Source organism: Persicitalea jodogahamensis, from assembly GCF_014651615.1.
Taxonomy (GTDB): Bacteria; Bacteroidota; Bacteroidia; order Cytophagales; family Spirosomataceae; genus Persicitalea; species Persicitalea jodogahamensis.
Genome location: NZ_BMXF01000004.1, coordinates 431,376 through 451,501, shown reverse-complemented (window position 1 = coordinate 451,501; position 20,126 = coordinate 431,376). Strand labels below are relative to the sequence as shown.

Genomic DNA, 20,126 nt, shown 5'->3' with positions numbered 1-20,126 from the left:
CATGTTTGTACTGGCAAGGCGATAATTGGTCACGAAGTAGATGAAAGATATTCCAGATACTATACAGATAAGTATTCTTCTGGCCGCACGCAATGAAGAGAATACTATATCTCGCTGCATGGCTTCTTTACAAAACCTTGATTTTCCAAAAGATCAGTTTGAGGTCCTGATAGGTAACGACCAATCTGAAGACCAAACTGAAAACATAATCCTTAACTACATTCAGGATAAAAGTACATTTCAATACCATTTAATTGATTCTCAAACTCCCGGCTTACGCGGAAAAGCCAATGTACTTGCTCAGCTTGCTCATTACGCCAAGGGTCAGTACCTGTTCTACTGTGATGCTGACATTGCCGTAGCCCCCGGTTGGCTTAATGAGATGCTTGCCCTTTTTAATGTGAATACAGGGGTGGTGGTAGGCGTTACCCGCATGACGCCAACGGGCGTGTTTGCCGCCATGCAGTCAATCGAGTGGCTGTTTTCTCTTACGGCGATGCGTTTTTTCTCCCATTTTGAAATCCCATTTACCGGTATGGGCAACAACATGGCCGTTCGCCGGGAGGCCTATTTTGCTGTGGGTGGTTATGAAAATATCGGGTTCTCAATTGTGGAAGATTTCGCCCTCTTCATGGCGATCCTATCGAATGGTTACGGCTTTGTGCAGGGTTTCCAACCCGGAATTATTTCCACTTCACAGCCTACTCAAACCCTTTCCGAACTCCTGACGCAGAGAAAGCGTTGGGTCAAAGGCGCCATGCAAGCGCCCTGGCAAATCAAATCAGGCTTTTTTGCATCAGCTTTATTTTTACCGATGGTGATTAGCCTGATTTTTATCGCCCCATCGTGGTCAATTGGCTTGGCGCTTGCTCATTTTCTGTTGGTGACGGTAGTAGGCCTCACTGGACTTACTATTCTGAAGCAAAGGGATTTATTCAAGTACCTTCCCCTGTTTTGGTTTTATTTCAACCTCAATAATACGCTCATGCTTATCAATTACCTGCGTCCATCCTCTACCGTATGGAAAGGACGCAGCTATGAATAATCTACCATGAGCATTAACAAGACTACCTAAGGATCAAGGGATCTGAACAAAACTACCATGATAGAGACCCACGCCCATATTTATGACGACCAGTTTGCCGAAGACAGGGATGAAATGCTGCAAAGAGCCTGGAATTCGGGGATCAGGCAAATCTGGATGCCAAATTGTGATCAAGGTACTATTCAAGGCATGCTGAAGCTCGCGGATGTTTACCCTGAGCGCTGCCTACCGATGATTGGATTGCACCCTTGCTATGTAAAAGAAGGGTTTGAAAAAGAATTACAACTTGTGGAAGAATGGCTTAATAAGCGTTCTTTCCTGGCCATTGGAGAAATCGGAATGGATCTCTATTGGGATAAGTCTTTCCGTTCCCAACAGGAGGAAGCTTTCCTTTTCCAATGTAATTTAGCCTTGGAGCATGATCTATGGATCGACATTCATAGTCGCGAGGCATTCTGGGAAACTGTGACTTTAATCGAAAAAATTGGGGATCAACGACTCAAAGGGATCTTTCACTGTTTTGTGGGCAATCTGGACGAAGCGAATAAAGCCATTGAATTAGGCTTTAAACTTGGGATTGGGGGAGTATCGACTTTTAAAAATGGCGGCTTGGACAAAGTTCTTCCCCACATTGCGCTGGAACATCTGGTGCTGGAAACGGATAGCCCGTATCTGGCACCTACCCCTTATCGTGGAAAACGAAACGAACCCGCCTATCTTGACCTTGTGGCCGAGCGCGTGGCCAATCTCAAACAAACCTCAAAAGAAGTAGTAATTGAAGAAACTACCCGTAATGCCATGAGTATGCAACTTGATTTTGCCCCCAATAATGCCATATAATATAATCCGCCTGAACACCCCCAAAACTCAACCCTCAGATCTGCCGGTTTTGGTCATCTACACGGGTGGTACTTTGGGGATGGTTTACGACACCAAAGAGGGGCAGTTGGTCCCATTTGAGTTTAAGCAGGTTCTGGACCTTGTCCCGGAAGTTAGACGGCTAACTTTCGGAATAAGCTTTCTGGCTTTTGATGAACCCATCGATTCAGCCAACATGACACCTGAGCTTTGGCAGGAGCTGGCTAAAATAATTTCCGCCCACTATGATGCATTCGACAGTTTTGTAATTTTGCATGGCACGGATACTATGGCCTACACCGCCTCCGCGTTGAGCTTCATGCTTAATGGGCTGAACAAAGCGGTGATATTGACCGGTGCCCAATTGCCGATTGGTATTGCCCGATCTGATGCCCGGGAAAATTTTATCACTGCGCTGGAAATAGCTACGGCTAAGGACAAAAACAAGCGACCAATCATTTCAGAAGTATGCATTTACTTCAATTCCGTATTACTTCGCGGGAATAGAGCCAAGAAAAAAGAAAGTTCAGACTTTAATGCTTTTCATTCTGAAAACTACCCCATACTGGCGAAAGCCGGTGTAAGCATTGAATACAATTTGCCATATATAAGGCCTTATGCCAAAGATTCTAAACTTGAATTACTGGACAATCTTGGAAACCAGGTTGCTTTTCTAAAAATTTTCCCGGGCATAAGCCGGGAAGTCGTGCGAAGCGTCTTAAGTATGGAAGGTTTAAAAGGCGTTGTTTTGGAAACTTTTGGTGCCGGGAACGTACCGACTTCGGAGTGGTTTTTGGCAGAGATCGGCGCAGCAATTGACCGTAAGCTGTTGATTTTTAATGTTTCGCAATGCGACGGGGGGCGTGTTATGCAGGGACTATATCAGAGCAGTCTTTTTTTAAGGGATTTAGGCGTGGTAAGCGGCTCAGATTGCACGGCAGAAGCGGCTATTACCAAAATGATGTTTGTTCTGGGTCAGACTGATGATTTTGGTAAACAAGCCGAATTGCTTAAAAAGCCCTTGTGCGGGGAAATGAGCATTTGATATTAAAGGATATTCGGCTATATTTGCGGCCCCAATAGCGTATTAGAGAGGTGCCCGAGTGGTTGAAGGGGCACGCCTGGAAAGCGTGTAAGTCGGTAACGGCTTCGAGAGTTCGAATCTCTTCCTCTCTGCAAAATGCCGTCCCTGTCATCAGGAACGGCATTTTTTTTGTCCCTCTGGATTTTTATCCAGAAATTTCACACCATATGTTTTAATTTCAAAGCTTGATATCCCTATATTGTTGGATAATTAAATTTCGAGATCTTCCATTCAACTAAAATTTCATTTCCAATGACTCGCAAATTACTATTTGTGTTATTCATGGGCAGTATGCCCTTTTTATACTCCTGCGACAAGCTGAAAGGCGAAATCGGTCCGGCAGGCGAGCAAGGAGAACAGGGAATTCAAGGAGAAAAAGGTGATCCTGGTGATCCGGCGGGTGCGATTCAAGTCACCTTGGACACTGCCTCTACGGATGCCAACGGAGATTTGGCGCGGGGCTTCGAAGTGGGTGCTGCCAACGCAGCCATTGTAGAAAAAGGCGCTGTGCTTGTTTACGCCAAAACCAGTATTGCCTGGTTCCCGCTTCCTGGTCCCATCATTTTTGCGGATGGGGTTTCCAATTATACCTTCGCTTATGTAATTCAGGGCGCAAACCTGGTCGTTCAGTTGCTTCAGTTGGATGAAGTACCTAAAAAGCGAAAGTTTCAGGCGGTTCGGGTTGTCCTGATCCCTGCTGCCAACGCCAGGTTAAATGCCGATATTGACTATAAAGATTACGAGGCGGTCCGAAAGGCCTATAATTTGCCTGAGTAGTTTATTGGGACGGCTAAATTTTCCAGTTGCGGGCAATTTTCAAAAGGCCGGGTTTGCGCCCGGCCTTTTTTGATTTCCGGCACGATATTATTCTTAATTTCAACTACTCATACTATTCTCCCCTGGGTCACGTGGCACTCAATCCCGATAACATAAAATTAGTCTTTGGGCTTAAAATTAAACAACTGCGCCTGGATCGTGCGTTATCGTTAAATGATTTGTCCCAAAAATCCGGTCTATCCATTTCCTATATTAATGAGATAGAAAAGGGCAAAAAGTACCCGAAAGCGGATAAAATAATCTCCCTTGCCCATGCCTTGGGCACTGATTATGACTCATTGGTGTCCCTGAAGCTAAGCAAACGGCTCGAACCGATTTCCGAACTGTTAAGTTCTAACATCCTGACCGAACTACCGCTCGATATTTTTGGCATCGATCAATCGAACTTGCTGGAAATGCTCTCCGACGCTCCTACGAAGGTCAGTGCTTTCATTGGCACACTGATTGAAATCTCCCGCAATTACAATATGTCGGTTGAGCAATTTTACTTTTCAGCTTTACGGACGTATCAGGAGATGCATGACAACTACTTCGAAGAAATCGAAAATGCAGCAGAACAATTTTTGAGTGAAAAAGGAGTGGATGGTAGCTTCATTTTGGATGAAGCCTACCTGATTGCGGTTTTACGTAAAACCTACAACTACGAGATCGAGCAAATCGACAAAATCGCTCACCCGGAGCTAAAAGCGGTGCGTTCGTTGACAATTCCCCAGCCCGGTGGTCCCAGGCTACTCGTAAACGGGAGCCTCACCCCGGTCCAAAAATCTTTTATCTATGGCCGGGAAATTGGCTATCAGTACCTCAAACTAAACAATCGACTGTACACGACGTCTGTGCTTGAAGCCGACTCATTCGAACAGCTTCTCAACAACTTCAAAGCCTCCTATTTTGCCAGTGCCATCATCATCCGCCGTTCCCTTCTGATTCCGAAATTGAAGGAATTTTTCAATTTAAAGATCTGGCAACCAGAGCAATTGCTGGGCATGATCGACCATTTCAATACTACTCCGGAATCATTCAGTTACAGAGTGAGCAATATTCTTCCTAAACACTTCGGAATCAATCAAATATTTTTTCTTCGTTTCAATAATTTCGCCGGGCAGAATAAATTTGAGTTGACCAAAGAGATGCACATAGCCCGAAAGCACATACCGCATTCGGTGAAGGATGAACACTACTGCCGCCGGTGGTTATCGCTTACCATTTTGCAGGATCTGGCTGAGCAAAATCAGGAAACGAAAAACCCGGTCAATACGCTTTGCAAAGCTCAGATATCCAAGTACGCAGATAGCGGAGAGGAATATCTGATGGTCAGTTTTGCTAAGTCTTCCCTGAACTCGCCAAATCCCAATGTAAGTGTGTCGATGGGAATATTTTTAAATGAAGATTCCCGTAAAATTATTGGTTTCCTGAATGACCCAGATCTGCGGTTGAGGCTGGTAAACGAAACGTGCGAACGCTGTACTCTTTTCGACTGTAAAGAAAGAATGGCCGCGCCTACAGTTTTGCAACGCAGGCACAAAAACGAAGAACTCAAAAAAAGAATCGCAACCTTATTGAACAGCAAATTAAATTCCGTTAGCCTTTAAATGCTGGTATTCCCGTAATTTCTGCGCCCAAAATAAGCAGGTGAATGTCATGTGTTCCTTCGTAGGTCACAACCGATTCAAGGTTCATCATATGCCGCATGATCGGAAATTCTCCGACAATTCCATTCGCACCCAATATTTGCCGGGCTTCCCGGGCGACGTGCAGGGCCATCGCCACATTGTTACGCTTGGCAAGTGATATTTGGGTAGTTGTGGCTTTCCCTTCGTTTTTAAGTACCCCAAGTCGCCATGCAACCAATTGAGCTTTTGTGATTTCAGTAAGCATTTCGGCCAATTTCTTTTGCGTAAGCTGAAACGCTGCGATGGGCTTTTCAAATTGAATGCGTTCGGCAGAATAGCCTACCGCAGTTTCGTAACAGTCGATTGCCGCACCGATCGCGCCCCAGGCAATGCCATACCGGGCGTTGTCAAGGCATTGAAGGGCGGCACCAACGCCCAGGGCCTGCGGCATCAGATTTTCACTTGGTACTTTCACATTGTCAAATACCAACTCACCTGTCACACTGGCCCTCAGTGACCATTTGTTGGTAATTTCGGGCGTGGTAAATCCTTCCATTCCTCGTTCCAGAATCATTCCCTGCACTCTTCCTTCAGGGTTTCTTGCCCAAACTACCGCCACATCAGCCAATGGCGCATTGGAGATCCAGGACTTTGAACCATTCAAAACATACTCCCCATTCACATTGGTCAAGCGCGCCTGCATGCCCGCTGGATTCGAGCCATGGTCCGGTTCCGTCAAACCAAAGCAGCCCAGCCATTCGCCCGAGGCAAGCTTTGGCAGGTACTTTTTCTTCTGCGCCTCAGTACCGAATTGATGGATGGGCCAGATAACCAGCGAATTCTGAACTGAAAGCGTGGACCGCATACCTGAGTCGCCCCGTTCAATCTCCTGACATACCAGGCCATAACCAATATAATCAGCGCCAGTGCCTCCGTGGTCTTCCGGTAACGTTACGCCAAGGATGCCTAATTCGCCAAAACGCTTTACCATGTAAGCAGGAAAAGCTGCACGCTGGGCGTAGGAGTCAATGACAGGTTTAATTTCTTTATCCGTAAATTCGGCCACTGATTGACGAATCAGCAGATTTTCTTCCGAAAGCAACTCATCAATTTTAAAGAAATCAGTCATTTATTCTGGGAGATATGAACGGTAAATTTTGAACTTATCAAGTTAACTGGATTTACCCGAATGCGCAACACAGACTAAAAAATCCAGCCCAAATGCTTGTATATTTAATGGGGGGCCTGTACTTTCTGGCCGGAGTCAATCATTTTATCAGCCCCAGGTTTTACCTGAAAATAATGCCGCCTTACCTACCTTATCACGATTTTCTGGTGATGATTTCCGGGGTGGCTGAGATAGTACTTGGGTTGTTGCTCTTTATACCCGCCACCCGAAGTTGGGCCGCCTGGGGAATTATCCTTTTGCTGATTGCTGTTTTCCCGGCAAACATATACATGGCTTATGGTGAAAAGTTTCAGGACATATCCCCATTGATCCGCTGGGGTCGTCTGCCGCTACAATTCGTTCTGATTTGGTGGGCCGCGCAGTATATCAAATAATTAAAACATTCATCAGGAATTCGCGTATTCAGTAACGACACGAAAATTCCCAATAACGAATTCAAGTATTGCCACTCACGAAACAATATATTCTACCGCCAGAGGTGGCGATGGAAGATAAAAGCTTTAAAGAATTTGTCCTGTCCGATCTCAGAATCAGCGGGCGGGAGGATGTAACAGTCCGCAAAACCCGGCAATCGATCGACGCACGAGGCCAGCAAATAAAAGTCAATGTGCAGGTTGACGTATTTGTGAATGAGGCACCGGACAATTTTATTGACTATAAACTCCCGACAACCGACGTAAGTCATCAGCCCGCGGTGATCATTGTCGGCTCGGGTCCCGCCGGGACGTTTGCAGCGTTGCGTCTGATCGAATTAGGCATTAAACCCATACTATTGGAAAGAGGGAAAGATGTCAGGGCACGAAGGCGTGATTTAGCAGCGATTAACAAACAACATATTGTTAATCCCGACTCCAATTACTGCTTTGGTGAAGGCGGGGCGGGTACCTATTCCGATGGAAAGCTTTACACCCGCTCCAACAAACGCGGAAACATCAGGCGAATACTGGAAATATTCGTGGCACATGGAGCGAGCGAAGATATTCTGGTAGAAGCGCACCCCCACATTGGTACCAACAAACTACCAAAAATAGTGGCCGAAATGCGGTCCACAATTTTGCGTGCGGGAGGTGAAATTCATTTTGATTGCCGGGTAACGGACCTGTTGCTAAAAAAACAGGAGATAAAAGGGGTCACCACTGCCAGTGGCCAGGAATTTGCAGGGGAAGGAGTTATCCTGGCAACGGGTCACTCGGCACGGGATATTTTTGAATTGCTGCACAGGCGCGATATTCTCATCGAAGAAAAGCCCTTCGCAATGGGGGTCCGCATTGAACACCCTCAACGCGTAATCGACCGCATTCAATATCGATGTCGTTCTGACAGGGGTCCCTATTTGCCGGCAGCCTCGTACAATCTGGTAGCACAGACTTATTTTGAGGGAGTGCAACGCGGTGTTTTTTCGTTTTGTATGTGTCCGGGCGGCTTCATAGTGCCGGCGGCCACGGCCCCGGGCGAACTGGTGGTTAACGGAATGTCCCCCTCGCGGCGCGATTCCCGGTTCGCCAATTCCGGAATTGTGGTGGCAGTGCAACCCGAAGACACGAAAAAGTACGCCAGCTATGGGCCCTTGGCAGGGCTGCAATTGCAGCGCGTAGTTGAACAGGCAGCCTGCCGATTGGCAGGAAATGGTCAGGCGGCCCCCGGTCAGCTAGTCAGCGATTTCGTTGCTGGAAAACTTTCTGGTGAGCTTCGCGAAACCTCCTACCAACCCGGACTGGTGTCAATGGACATGCGTGAAGTTTTACCCTCTCACATTGCTGATCCGCTACGGGACGGGTTAAGGCAGTTTGGGCAAAAAATGCGGGGCTACCTTACCCATGAAGCCCAGCTTATCGGTATTGAAAGCCGTACTTCTTCGCCCGTCAGAATTCCCCGTGACTCAAAAAGTTGCGAACATCCTACGGTGAAACGGCTATTTCCTTGCGGTGAGGGAGCAGGGTACGCTGGCGGCATTATGTCGGCAGCCATGGATGGCGAACGTTGCGCCGAGCAATTGGTGTTGCATTATGGCAGGAAATAATTAACATCCACCATGTCTCTACCCTTTTTTGAAGAATTTGTAGTCAGCTTACACCAAAAATTCGAACGCCCGTTACCCGGTCAGCTCGCCCACGCCCGCATGCTGACCAACTCAGAGTCAAGACTCAAAGCCAGGCCAAACTCGCGTACCAGGAAAAGTGCCGTATTGATTTTGTTTTATCCTCATTCAGGAGCAGTTTCACTCCCCCTCATCCTCCGCCCACCCTACGATGGCGTGCATTCAGGCCAAATGGCTTTCCCAGGTGGTCGTTACGAACCAACTGATGAGGATTTGATCCGGACTGCCATGCGTGAAGCCCAGGAAGAGATTGGCCTGCGGCTGACCGACGTCAAGGTAGCGGGCCTTCTGAGCGAGCTTTTTATCCCACCCAGCAATTTTTTAGTGCAGCCCGTGGTGGCCTACATTCCCTACCGGCCCGAATTCTTTCCTGACCCCCGCGAGGTTGAAAAAGTGCTAGAAGTACCATTGCACGAGATTCAGGATAAATCAATCATTGGCAGCAGTGAAATTCAGGTTGCAGGGAGTTTTATTCAGGCTCCGCACTATCTCATTCAGAATTATAAAGTCTGGGGCGCAACGGCGATGATGATAAGTGAGTTGCTTGACGTTTTGAACGTTTAGTGACTGCCTTCGCATCTGGTTTTCGGAGCGGAGCCCTATCGCACGCAAATTTGGACTCCTTAAAAGCGTGGATTAGTATCTTTTAGATTGGAAGAAAGTCTGGCGCCCCTTTATCAGTTTCAGAACGAAATACATAGAACGACGAACTAAAAGACTCTTAAATTTTTCGTATTTTTACCCCACACCATAACCCCCAACACCCTTTCTCCCCTACATGGAAGAAAATACTGAAAACCTCGAAAACATCCCACAAGAAGACGGCGAATTACACGAAAAGACTCCCATTTCGGGCTTATACGAAAACTGGTTCCTCGAATACGCATCCTACGTTATATTAGAGCGGGCGGTTCCCGCCACCGAAGACGGCCTCAAACCCGTTCAGCGGCGGATTATGCATGCCCTCAACGAGATGGACGACGGCCGCTTTAACAAGGTGGCCAACGTGATAGGCTCCACGATGCAATACCACCCACACGGGGATGCGTCAATCAACGACGCGATAGTCAACCTTGGGCAAAAAGAACTGCTATTCGACACGCAGGGAAACTGGGGTGATGTGCGGACAGGCGATAGCGCCGCGGCTCCTCGATATATCGAAGTCAGACTTTCGAAATTTGCCAAAGAGGTAGTTTTTAACGGCGATACCACCGATTGGCAGCTTTCTTATGACGGACGCAAACGTGAGCCTATCACACTGCCTGTAAAGTTTCCGCTTTTGCTGGCACAGGGTGTGGAGGGTATCGCAGTGGGCCTTTCCACTAAGATTATGCCGCATAATTTTTGCGAGCTGATCGAAGGATCCATCAATATACTACGAGACAAGAAGGTAGAGATTTACCCTGATTTTCAAACGGGTGGTTACGTAGACGTATCCAACTACAATGATGGTGAACGTGGCGGCAAAATCAGGGTAAGGGCAAAAATCGAGGAGGAGGACAAAAAAATGCTGGTTGTCAGGGAAATACCTTATGGCACCACGACAACCTCTATAATTGATTCGATCATCAAGGCTAACGATAGCGGTAAGATTAAGATTAAGAGAGTAGTTGACAACACCGCCGCCGATGTTGAAATCCAGATTCATCTTGCCCCCGGAGTTTCACCGGATATCACGATGGACGCGCTTTATGCTTTCACTGACTGTGAAGTGTCGATTTCCCCGAACGCTTGTGTGATTGTAGCCGATAAGCCGCATTTTCTGGGCGTAACTGAAATCCTGCGCTACAATACTGAGAAAACAGTTGATTTGCTACGGCAGGAGTTGGAGATCCGTAAAGCTAACCTCCTGGAAAAAATCCTTTACGGCTCATTGGAAAAAATCTTTATAGAGAACCGGATCTACCGGGACATTGAAGAAGCCGTGACTTTTGAGGATGTGATCAAGCGCATCGACAAAGGGCTGACACCTTACAAGGGGCAGTTCTACCGCGAGATCACCGAAGAAGATATCACGAATCTGACTGAAATCCGAATCAAGCGTATTTCCAAATACGACGGTTTCAAGGCAGATGAACAAATGAAGAAATGGCAGGAGGATCTCACAGAGACGGAGGACAACCTGGCTAATCTGGTTCGCTTTGCGATCGACTACTTCAAGGACTTGCTTAAGAAATTCGGCAAAGGGCGTGAACGTAAAACGACCATACGCACCTTCATGCAAATCTCGGCGAACATCGTCGCCGCCAATAACCAAAAGCTCTACGTCAATCGAGCTGATGGATTTATCGGCTATGGTCTGAAGAAAGATGAGTATGTGATGGACTGCTCAGACATTGATGACATTATAGTCTTCCGCCGGGACGGGGTGTGCACAGTGACTAAAATTCAGGATAAGGTTTTCGTCGGAAAAGACATTATCTATGTGTCGGTTTTTGTCAAGGGAGACGAGCGGAAGGTGTACAACATGGTCTATCTTGAAGGGAAGTCAGGAGTATCCTACATCAAGCGCTTTCAGGTCACGGCTGTGACCCGTGACCGGGAGTATGACCTGACCCAGGGGTCACCGCGCTCGAAGGTGACCTACTTTACCGCCAATGACAATGGTGAGGCGGAGATCATAACCGTAAATCTCACTGCTCAATGCAAGGCCAAAGTCAAGCAGTTTGATTTTAATTTTGCCGATCTACTTATCAAGAATCGAAACGCCAACGGTAATATTCTAACCAAGTATCCTGTCCGGAAAATCACTCTTAAGCAGGCAGGAGGATCGACTTTGGGTGGGGTGGATATTTGGTATGACCCAACGATTGGCCGGCTGAATCGTGATGAGCGTGGGCTCTTCCTCGGCAATTTCGATTCTGACGATACTGTTCTGGTAATTTATAAGGAAGGATCGTATGAGTTGACAAACTTTGACCTCACCAATCACTATGAACCCGGCGAGATCCTACTTGTAGCTAAGTTTGATGCCAATCGAATCGTAACGGCTGTTTATTACGATGCGGGCACCAAAACCCATTTCATCAAGCGATTCCAGATTGAAACCTCCACAATTGACAAAAAATTTGGGTTTATAAGTGAGGCCAAAGGCAGCAAGCTTTTATTGACAACACTCGAAAAACACCCCCGCCTGGAAATTTCGACACAAGAATCAGCCAAAAAACCCGTAGAAGTTTTAGAAATCCTGGCCGAGGAGGCAGTGGATGTTCGGGGCTGGAAGGCCATTGGAAACAAACTGACCGCGGACAAAGTCAAAGATATTCACTGGCTTGCCCCCTTGATAGTCGAGAACGAGGGTGCCGAAGACGATGAGGAGGATGAAGAAGGGCCAGAATCGGAAAATAGCCCTTCGGCAGAAAAAATCTCCATTCCCAACATCAAACAGATTGGATCTTCCGCCAACGGTAAAAATCAACTTGGCATGTTTGAATAAGGCCAGACAAACAGAGTTATGCGGGTAAAACGAATGCTTAAAATCCTGATTTTTGTCTCATTTCTGGGAATTGTATTCGTTTTACTCTGCAACGTTTGGGTGGTGGTAAGTACCCGCCCCCACAGCTATTTCTCGGTGGATAGCGTACCTTCTAACCAGGTTGGTCTGGTTTTGGGAACCAGTAAAACTACCTCCGCCGGAGAGGTGAATTTATATTTCAAACACCGGATGGAAGCTGCCGCCCGCCTTTACAATGAAGGGAAAGTTAAGTCACTGATCCTAAGTGGAAATAATGATTCGAGGTACTACAATGAGCCATTGGATATGGAAAAAGCCATGTTAAAATTGGGTATTCCAAAATCCGCACTGCTACTCGATTATGCCGGCTACCGGACATTTGATTCTGTAATCAGGTGTAAGTACCTTTTCAAACAAGACCACATCACTATCGTGTCGCAGGATTTCCATAACGCCAGAGCGCTTTATATCGCTCAAAATGAGGGCCTCAATGCTGTTTCATTTGCCGCCCAGGACGTACCAGCGGGTTACTCCCTACGTACATTGGTGCGGGAGTACCTGGCACGCCCCAAGGCGGTGCTTGATGTGCACTTTTATCGACCTGAAACAGAGCCTAATAACGAAATGCGCTAATGCCTGGCTACTAATTGGCTGTGTTTTTTGCTGCTGGTAAGGAATACCTTTTCTCCCACCTCCCTGTCCCTCCTGCTCCGATAGCACAATAGGTCTTCTCCCTGTTCTGTTCTGCAATAATATTCGTAATGAGTGCCTTTGAAGCGGATTTTCACAATTACGGCAGTCCAGCACGCTTTGCTTTCATCCTTTATTATTCGAATAAAATTCGGCCGGATGACCCTTTGCCCGGCGTTATTTTCCGCTGAAAGAATATTAACCAATCCAGTCAGCTCCGCAGCGTATTGATTTATTGGGTATTGGTAGACCTCTTCCGGCCGGCCTTCCTGAATAATATTACCTTCCCGCAAAATGACAATCCTGTCTGCCCAGGCCAGCGCTTCGGAAGCGTCATGGGTCACGAACAGACATGTGAGTCGGTGAGACTTTTTTAAATCCTCTATCGCGTCAGCCAGTGTCTGTTTGTTATTGGGGTCAAGATGGGCAAACGGTTCATCCAAAAGAAGGAGGCCGGGTACTTCGGCCAGCGAATGAGCCAGTGCCGTTCGTTGTTTTTCACCACCTGAAAGAAGTTTGGCCTTACGATGTTGGACATCCTCCAACCTTGTAAGTTTCAGGAGTTCATTCACGCGTTGATTACGGTATTCCGGCTCATAAAATCGCAGTGCATAGGCTATATTTTCCCGAACGCTTTGATTGGGAAAAAGCTCATATTCCTGATGCACCAGTTTGATCGCCTCATGGCCTTTGAGAAGTTGCGAGCTAACCGGTGGTAGTTTTTTCTCATCTACAAATATCTCGCCCTTGTCCGCATCGAGAAAACGGCCTATGATTTTCAGCAGGGTACTTTTGCCTGAGCCACTTTCACCAATAATCCCAACCCATTCTCCTGCCTGAATATCTAGGTCAACTGAAGCCAATGCTTCTTGGCCATCATAGGTTTTGGTCAGAGAATGAATTTTGAGTTTTTGCATATGGATGGATTTTCAAGAGGCCATGTAAGGATTGAAAGAGAACGCAAAGCTAGTGAAGCCCGGATGATTGTGACGATCGTATCCGAGAAACATCGGTGAGACCCGAGTCGCCTGAACTGAATAACACAGGATATTTACCGTTTGTGCTTTTTTGCACCCTTCAAAACTTTTTAAGCGGCTCTGAGGATTTTATTTAATTAGTTTTGTTACGGTTAATAGTAAATATTTCATTTTAGAATCAAACCTAACCTATGTTGCAGTTTCTGAAATTTGTTCTGGCCACGCTCGTGGGGCTGTTTTTATTTTTTGTATTGTCATTTTTCATTCTGGTCGGTATTGGATCGGCATTTTCCAGCGAAGACAAAACGGTCATTAAGGACAACTCTGTGTTGAAACTAGACCTCGACAAACCTATCCAGGAAGTCGGCGTTGAAAATCCTTTTGCCGAACTGGGTGCTTTTGGCGGAGGCGAAGAAGTGATAGGCCTGAAAGATATTCGCGAAGCTATCACCCTCGCGGCTCAGGACGACCATATCAAAGGAATCTACCTGAAAAGTGAAAACCCTGGCGCTGGCTGGGCCACCCTTGAAGAAATCCGCGATGAACTTGTGGAATTCAAGAAATCGAAGAAATTCGTGTATTCCTACGGAGAGTTTTACTCAGAAAAAGGCTACTACATTGCTTCCCTGGCCGACAAGATCTACCTTAATCCCGCCGGTGGAATGGAATGGAACGGTCTTTCGGCGGATTACGATTTTTATAAAGGAACGTTTGACAAGCTGGACATCAAACCAGTGATTTTCCGGGTGGGTGAATTTAAAAGTGCCATTGAAACTTTCACCCGCACCGACATGAGCGAAGCCAGCAAAAAACAGTCAATCGAACTCCTTGACGCACTTTACGGCAACTACATCAGTAACATTTCCGAATCACGTCGCATTTCTGTAGCCGAACTCCGGGGTCTGGCGGACTCTCTGGCAGTCACCTCCGCGGAATCGGCAGCCAAGTACAAGCTGGTCACCCATGCCGGGTACTCCGATGAGATGGAAGCAGCTATGAAAAAAGAGCTGAAACTCGACGAAAAAAAGGATATTGAGTACGTGAGCCTGGGCAAGTACCTGAAAGGGGATCATCCCAGTGAAGATGGTGATTTTAACAAGCGTGTTGCCGTCGTAATAGCGCAGGGAAGCATCGTTTCCGGTGATGGAGACGACGATAACATTGGTTCTGATTCGTTCGTAAAAGAACTTCGGGAAATTCGCGAGAATGACAAGATTAAGGCAGTAGTACTTCGGATCAATTCACCTGGTGGCAGCGCCCTTGCTTCGGATGTAATGTGGCGCGAAATTGAATTGACACGCAAGAAAAAGCCCGTCATCGCTTCTATGTCAGACGTTGCCGCTTCGGGTGGCTATTACATGGCGATGGGTTGCGACACCATTGTTGCACAGCCCAATACGATCACCGGTTCCATCGGAATATTTGCCCTGTTATTCAATCTTCAGGATTTTATGAACAACAAGCTGGGTGTGACCTTCGATGGTGTGAAGACGAACCCTCATGCTGACTGGCCTTCGCTGACGCGGGAGATGACTGATTTTGAAAAAATGAAAATTCAAAGGAACGTCGAGGAAGGCTATGCGACATTTACCCGGAAAGCCGCCGAAGGTCGCGGAATGTCAGTCGAACAACTCCGTAGCCTGGCCTCGGGCCGGGTATGGTCGGGGGTAGAAGCCAAAGCCAATGGACTGGTGGACGTGCTGGGAGGACTTGATGAAGCGATCAAAATTGCCGCAAAAGCTGCAAAACTTGATGATAAGGACTACCGGGTGCGCTATTATCCCGAAAAGAAAAACGTGGTACAAGAGATGATTAAAGAACTGACTGGAAAATCAGAAGATAAAATCCTGTCAGAAAAATTAGGTGTTCTTGCCCCGCATATTAAAACCTATCAAAAACTCATGAATATGAATGGTATGCAAGCCCGCATGCCGTTCGACCTTAATATTCATTAATTGATCAGGCAAACAAAGAAACGGGCGGTCAGAGTTTCACACTCTGACCGCCCGTTTCTGTATATTTAATAGTTTGAATCCCAAGCCATTCGATTACGGATTCATCCGTTACATAAGCAATCCTGCAAAAGTGGCGGACATGTAAGAAGCGAGTGTTCCGCAAATCAAGGCTCTGAAACCCAGGCGGGCCAGATCAGACCGACGTGAAGGAGCTAACTCCCCGATGCCACCCACCTGAATGGCGATGGAGCTAAAATTAGCAAAGCCACAGAGCGCAAAACTGGTAATAACCAAGGTCTTGGGATCTAGCGTTTCCTTCATTTTTACCAAATCCAGATAAGCGACAAATTCATTGATAACCATTTTGGTACCCATTAAAGCGCCAGCGGATTGGACATCCTGTGACGGTACTCCCATTGCCCAGGCAAAAACAGCAAAGATGTTTCCCAGGATGTAGTTGAAACTCAACTGGGGAAAGTTGAAGACGCCACCTACTTTACCCAATAAATAGTCGAAAAGGGCCACCAGAGCTATAAAGCCTATCAACATGGCGACCACGTTGAAACCTACTTTTAACCCTTCGCTTGCGCCGGCGGCAATAGCGTCCAGCAGGTTGGCGTGCGTTTTCTTTATTTCGAGCTTAATCGCCCCTTTTGTTTCTGATTTTTCGGTTTCCGGGTAGACAATTTTCGAAATTACTAGCGCACCCGGTGCGGCCATCAGGCTCGCTGCGATCAAATATGGTGCTGGAACGCCAAGCGATATGTAAACAGCCATTACTCCGCCCGCTATGCACGCAAAGCTACCAGTCATTGAAGCCATGAGTTCCGAGTTAGTCATACCTTTCAGATACGGCTTTATCATGATCTGGGCCTCAACCTGACCCACAAAAGTACTGGCAACGTTGGACAGTGCCTCCGCCCCACTGACACCCATCAGCCAATATACACCCCGGGCAATAACCGCCACCACCCGCTGCATTATACCGAGGTGATAGAGCATGTTGACCAAAACGGCCACAAAAATGATCGTGGGAATTACTTTGAAAAAAAACACGAAGTCATTGCCCGGTCCAAAAGCCTTTTGCATCAAATCGCTTCGAACCAAAGTACCAAAAACAAAATCGGCTCCCTGATCTGAAAATGAAAGCAGTTTTTGCACCTTATCCCCCAACCACTGGAAAATAATTCTGCCCGTTTCGGTACGCAGTATAAACACAGCCAGCCCAAATTGAAGACCCAAACCAACTCCCACGGTCCGGTAGTTTATGGCTTTGCGGTTGTTGGAAAGTGCGTAGGCTACGCCCAAAATAAGTACAATGCCAATGAGTCCGGTAAATCTTTCCATGCAGGTAGGCTTGGGATAAAAGTTTTTTGAACCAAACCGCGAAAGTAGCTAAAATTAGCCTTACAAATGAGTACGGGATGCAGGTTTGCGACTTTTCTCAAAAATCACCCATCCTAAACCAAACCATCAATGGAAGATTCAAATCTTATTTCTCCGGCCGGGGTGCCGTCTGAACAGCGTTCACTTGGAATGTGGATGCACCTAACTCCGCTCCTGGCAACTGTTGCCAGTTTTGTAGTACCAATTCCCTTCTTGTCGCTGATCGCCACTTACGTAATCTACTCCACCCAAAAGGACAAAGGTGATTTCGTGGCAGAAAATGGAAGAGAATCTGTTAATTTTCAGATTACCCTGGCGATCGTATTTGTCGCCTTGATCATCATTCTTATTGTCATGTTTGGCGGATCGATTTTATCCACCATTTTCGGCAGCCAGTCAGACAATGATACAGCTACTGGTGCGGGGATTATGGGGATGATTGGGTCAAGTTTATTAATGATTACCGCGTTTGCCATTATCGGCATTGGCGCACTGGTATTTATGGTAGTTGGCACTTTCCGGGCCAATAACGGGAATGTATACCGTTACCCGGTTTCATTACGCTTGGTTAAGTAGTGATTTTAATAAATAAAAAGCCCCGTCAGGTACCTGACGGGGCTTCTCGTTCCGATTCATTTTCCATTTACTAGATCTTCTCGGCATTTTCATTTTCCGCTAGTACTGGATCAGGACTCGTCCGGGCAAACAACTTTGCTTCCATTACCTCCTCGGGCTTGATCTCAAAAAATGCCTGATGAATGTTAAACGGCTCTGTCCCCTCCCCTACGTGGCACCTTTCGTAAGTACCGTCCTCCCGGAGTTCATACGAGTTGACATTATCCCTTAAGTTGTATTCAAGCATCAGAATGGCTTCCTGGCGCACCCGATCACTGACCAACAGGAATAATGATTCTATGCGCCGATCGAAGCTCCGGACCATGACATCAGCACTTCCCCCGTAAACCAGCGGGTCGTCGTTGTTATGAAAATAGTAAATCCGGGAGTGTTCCAACAAGTCGCCAACAATGGAGCGCACCCTGATGTTTTCACTCAATCCGGTCCGACCAGGTCTGATGCAACAAATACCGCGTACAATCAGGTCAATTTTCACTCCTGCCTGCGATGCCTTATAAAGCTCCTCAATGACGGCACGGTCTTCCAGTGAATTAATCTTTATGCATATTCCGCTCGGCAAACCGTTCCTCGCGTTTTGGGCTTCCTGTTGAATCATCGCAATGATCCGGTCACGCATCTGCCGGGGGGCAGTTATGAGGTTACGGTAGTCACTGGGAAGCGAATGGCCGGTTATAACGTTGAAGAACTCCGAAATATCGTGCGTATATTCCTCATTGGTTGTCAGCAGTCCAATGTCAGTGTAAAGCCGCGCGGTATCCTCGTTATAGTTTCCCGTTGACAGGTGAGCATAGCGGACCACTTTTTCAGCCTCCTTTCTTACGATCAGCAGTAGTTTGGTGTGGGTTTTGAGTAATCCGATACCGTAGATTACGAAGCAACCAGCCTTCTGCAGCCTTTGTGCCTCCCTAATGTTGTTCTCCTCGTCGAACCGCGCTTTCACTTCAAACAAAACGGCCACATTTTTGCCATTTTCGGCAGCGGTAAGCAGCGCCTCGGTCACGCGCGATTTTTTGGCCAGCCGGTAGATTGTCAGTTTGATGGATAATACATTCGGGTCTTCCGCCGCTTGCTCCAGTAGCTGAAGCACTGGCTCAAAGTTATTGTAGGGATGGTGCAGGAGAATGTCCCGCTCACGCATCACCTCGAATATATCGGTAATACGCTCGCGGCCCATGGTCAGCGGCGGTATCGGGGCATGCAACGGTGGAATCTGATCCTTGAATTCGCTATGACCGATGAGTTGCCAAAAGCAGGTATAATCCAGCAAACCTCCTGCCCGGAAAACATTGAAATCATCAATTTCCCAGCGCTTTTTCAACAAGCTCAGCAGGTCTTCGTCAATGTCGTGCTCTACCTCTACTTTAACGACGCGCCCCAAGCGACGATTCTTTATTTTCTGCTTTATTTCATCAATGAAATCTACCTCCATATCATCATTCTCCTCCAACGAAAAATCCCCGTTTCGGGTAATCCTGATGAGGTTGGTGGAGACGATATCCACATTACGGTAAAGCTTTTTTATGTACGCTTTAACGATGTTTTCCAGCGGAAGGAAAAGTATTTCGTCTTCTCGCTCTATAATATAAAAGCGGGGCAGATTGGCTGGCAGCTGTACGAAAGACAGTTTCCTATCCTCCTCGCTTGTAGTACCGGAAACCTGGGTGATGACGCCCAGAATCAGTACCTTGGCCAAGAGAACCGGAAACACATGGGTATAGTCGTACAGCATCGGAGTCAACATCGGGTAAATCGTCCGATCAAAGTACTCCGAGACCTTTTCGGTTTCCGGCTCGCGCAAGTCTGACATCTGAGCCAGCGAGCATCGTTGTTCATTGAGTAGCGGCAGAAGTTCCTCTTTGTAGCATTTGTTCTGCTCAGCCACGAATTGCTGCAACGATCGCAGCAAGGTTTTCCGGAATGGCACTTCCCTCAAACCCGAGTAGTCCACCCGCTCTTTTCCGTAATCCAGGTAGTTGTACAAACTACCCACGCGGATGGAGAAAAACTCATCAAGGTTGGAGGCTGTTATTGCCAGAAATTTCAGCCGGTCGAATACCGAGCGTGACGGATCCAATGCCTGGTCCAGTACACGTTCGTTGAATTTCAGCCAACTCAGGTCCCGACTGATAAAATCGCTCTGTTCGATCAGCTCATTTACCTTATCCCCGGCCCGCATGAATTTCCCTTCCTCCATGATTTCTTTTTTGTCTTCAAAAAATGAAAATATGTTAGATAAAGGACTTCTTCGCTCACTACTTCTCATATCTTTCGGCATGGCTTGCTTCACTCTTCTTGTTATTCAATTCT

The 20,126-nt window shown here is 47.0% G+C and carries 16 protein-coding genes and 1 tRNA gene; 13 read left to right on the top strand and 4 right to left on the bottom strand.

The window, feature by feature from the left end; translation table 11 throughout:
- Window positions 1-40 precede the first annotated feature (40 nt).
- The 6 genes from IE117_RS20285 (at window position 41) to IE117_RS20260 (ending at window position 5,413) form a co-directional block, all read left to right on the top strand.
- Window positions 41-1,045: a glycosyltransferase gene (locus IE117_RS20285; protein ID WP_189566549.1), complete on the top strand. Its 1,005-nt coding sequence runs from the start codon at window positions 41-43 to the stop codon at window positions 1,043-1,045.
- Window positions 1,046-1,102: 57 nt separating this feature from the next.
- Window positions 1,103-1,885 (top strand): TatD family hydrolase, encoded by a 783-nt coding sequence (locus IE117_RS20280; protein ID WP_189566547.1) that lies wholly within the window; start codon window positions 1,103-1,105, stop codon window positions 1,883-1,885.
- A complete protein-coding gene (locus tag IE117_RS20275; RefSeq protein WP_189566545.1) occupies window positions 1,875-2,948 on the top strand; it encodes an asparaginase in 1,074 nt (357 codons plus the stop codon). Before IE117_RS20280 ends, IE117_RS20275 begins: the two co-directional genes overlap by 11 nt.
- Window positions 2,949-2,992: 44 nt before the next feature.
- Window positions 2,993-3,079, top strand: a tRNA-Ser gene (locus IE117_RS20270).
- A gap of 160 nt (window positions 3,080-3,239) precedes the next feature.
- On the top strand, window positions 3,240-3,764 hold the full coding sequence (locus IE117_RS20265; RefSeq protein ID WP_189566543.1) for a collagen-like protein: 525 nt from the start codon (window positions 3,240-3,242) through the stop codon (window positions 3,762-3,764).
- Window positions 3,765-3,895: 131 nt separating this feature from the next.
- Complete coding sequence (locus IE117_RS20260) at window positions 3,896-5,413, top strand: helix-turn-helix domain-containing protein (RefSeq protein WP_189566995.1); 1,518 nt, start codon at window positions 3,896-3,898, stop codon at window positions 5,411-5,413.
- Here IE117_RS20260 and IE117_RS20255 read toward each other — a convergent pair.
- A complete protein-coding gene (locus tag IE117_RS20255; protein ID WP_189566541.1) occupies window positions 5,403-6,563 on the bottom strand; it encodes an acyl-CoA dehydrogenase family protein in 1,161 nt (386 codons plus the stop codon). The genes IE117_RS20260 and IE117_RS20255 overlap by 11 nt on opposite strands.
- Window positions 6,564-6,655: 92 nt before the next feature.
- On the opposite strand from IE117_RS20255, the gene IE117_RS20250 reads away from it, so the two are divergent.
- The 5 genes from IE117_RS20250 to IE117_RS20230 all read left to right on the top strand — a co-directional run bounded on the left by IE117_RS20250 (window position 6,656) and on the right by IE117_RS20230 (window position 12,808).
- Window positions 6,656-6,997 carry a DoxX family protein gene (locus IE117_RS20250; protein WP_189566539.1) on the top strand — a complete coding sequence of 114 codons (342 nt, stop codon included), beginning with the start codon at window positions 6,656-6,658 and terminating at the stop codon, window positions 6,995-6,997.
- A 68-nt stretch (window positions 6,998-7,065) separates the two neighbouring features.
- Window positions 7,066-8,643, top strand: coding sequence for an NAD(P)/FAD-dependent oxidoreductase (locus tag IE117_RS20245; protein ID WP_510186715.1), 1,578 nt, complete (start codon window positions 7,066-7,068; stop codon window positions 8,641-8,643).
- A 12-nt stretch (window positions 8,644-8,655) separates the two neighbouring features.
- Window positions 8,656-9,285 (top strand): NUDIX hydrolase, encoded by a 630-nt coding sequence (locus tag IE117_RS20240; protein WP_189566536.1) that lies wholly within the window; start codon window positions 8,656-8,658, stop codon window positions 9,283-9,285.
- 214 nt (window positions 9,286-9,499) lie between these two features.
- Window positions 9,500-12,157 carry a DNA gyrase/topoisomerase IV subunit A gene (locus IE117_RS20235; protein ID WP_189566534.1) on the top strand — a complete coding sequence of 886 codons (2,658 nt, stop codon included), beginning with the start codon at window positions 9,500-9,502 and terminating at the stop codon, window positions 12,155-12,157.
- A 33-nt stretch (window positions 12,158-12,190) separates the two neighbouring features.
- Window positions 12,191-12,808, top strand: a complete 618-nt coding sequence (locus IE117_RS20230) for a SanA/YdcF family protein (RefSeq protein WP_308439295.1) — start codon at window positions 12,191-12,193, stop codon at window positions 12,806-12,808.
- Here IE117_RS20230 and IE117_RS20225 read toward each other — a convergent pair.
- Entirely contained in the window at window positions 12,805-13,782 is a 978-nt protein-coding gene (locus IE117_RS20225; RefSeq protein WP_189566530.1) for an ABC transporter ATP-binding protein, read from the bottom strand. The genes IE117_RS20230 and IE117_RS20225 overlap by 4 nt on opposite strands.
- Before the next feature lie 251 nt (window positions 13,783-14,033).
- Here IE117_RS20225 and sppA point away from each other — a divergent pair, with 251 nt between their 5' ends.
- Complete coding sequence (sppA, locus tag IE117_RS20220) at window positions 14,034-15,797, top strand: signal peptide peptidase SppA (protein WP_189566528.1); 1,764 nt, start codon at window positions 14,034-14,036, stop codon at window positions 15,795-15,797.
- Between the two features lie 108 nt (window positions 15,798-15,905).
- On the opposite strand, the gene IE117_RS20215 is transcribed toward sppA, so the two are convergent.
- Window positions 15,906-17,144 carry a NupC/NupG family nucleoside CNT transporter gene (locus IE117_RS20215; RefSeq protein WP_189566526.1) on the bottom strand — a complete coding sequence of 413 codons (1,239 nt, stop codon included), beginning with the start codon at window positions 17,142-17,144 and terminating at the stop codon, window positions 15,906-15,908.
- A 129-nt stretch (window positions 17,145-17,273) separates the two neighbouring features.
- On the opposite strand from IE117_RS20215, the gene IE117_RS20210 reads away from it, so the two are divergent.
- Complete coding sequence (locus IE117_RS20210; RefSeq protein WP_189566524.1) at window positions 17,274-17,759, top strand: DUF4870 domain-containing protein; 486 nt, start codon at window positions 17,274-17,276, stop codon at window positions 17,757-17,759.
- Between the two features lie 70 nt (window positions 17,760-17,829).
- On the opposite strand, the gene ppk1 is transcribed toward IE117_RS20210, so the two are convergent.
- Window positions 17,830-20,013, bottom strand: a complete 2,184-nt coding sequence (gene ppk1, locus IE117_RS20205; RefSeq protein WP_229581195.1) for a polyphosphate kinase 1 — start codon at window positions 20,011-20,013, stop codon at window positions 17,830-17,832.
- Between the last annotated feature and the right edge of the window lie 113 nt (window positions 20,014-20,126).